This window comes from Streptomyces katrae (assembly GCF_000966975.1).
GTDB lineage: Bacteria > Actinomycetota > Actinomycetes > Streptomycetales > Streptomycetaceae > Streptomyces > Streptomyces katrae.
In genome coordinates this window covers 1-788 of the sequence record NZ_JZWV01000873.1, presented here as the reverse complement: position 1 = coordinate 788, position 788 = coordinate 1, and the positions used below count along the sequence as shown (strand labels likewise).

At 74.5% G+C, this 788-nt stretch carries 1 protein-coding gene; it reads right to left on the bottom strand.

Annotated elements, in window-relative coordinates:
• On the bottom strand, nucleotides 1–320 hold a 320-nt coding region (locus VR44_RS28460), incomplete at its 3' end, for a maleylpyruvate isomerase N-terminal domain-containing protein (RefSeq protein ID WP_045950481.1).
• Nucleotides 321–788 lie beyond the last annotated feature (468 nt).

Sequence of the window (788 nt, the reverse complement as noted above, 5' to 3'; positions counted from 1 at the left end):
GCCGAGCCCACGTCGTCGAGGTGAAACTTGAGCCACCGCGGCTCGCCGTACGCCGCGGCGAGCCGGGGGACGAGCGCGTCGAGCGGGTCCTCGCCCGTCGGGGGCTCGACGAGCTCCCAGTAGGTGACCGCGTCCACGGTCGGTTCCGTCCCGGCCGGGGTGGCCAGGGTGATCAGGACGTCCTGGGCGTCGATGACCAGGTGGCACACCAGGTCCCGCACGAGCCAGCCGGCGCAGCCGCACGGCCGCTCGAAGTCCTGGTCGGGGAGGTCGGCGACCGCCCTCCGTAAGGCCGTCCAGGAACGTGTGAAGAGGTCCATGACGGCACCGTAGCCCGGTGGGGGCACGTCATGCGCGGCCATTGGCGTCCTTCCCCGCACGCGGCGGCAGGCGCCGGCCGTGGGCCTCACGCGCGCGACGGCGCCGCGTCATGCGGATGCGGCGGCCGGTGTCACTCGCGGCGCACGGCAAACCCGGGTGCGGTACGAGGGGCCCCGCCAGGCTGCGGCGGCCCGGCGTCCGGGAGGCCGCTCGGCAGTCGGAGGTCCGGGCGGAGCGGGACACGTGGATCGGGAGTGCGCCACGGGACTTCCCGCCGCAGGACACGGGCCTGATCCACGGTCGTCACCCTGCTCAGGCTCGTCCTGCCGCGAACTGATCGCCAGCACATCACCACCACCGGCGAGATCATCCGCGCGGCTCTGACCGGCACCGTCCACGGTCCGCCCACGCCGCTGACTCACGGGGGTGGTGGGCGAACCAGCGGCGCCCACACCGACACCGCCGCC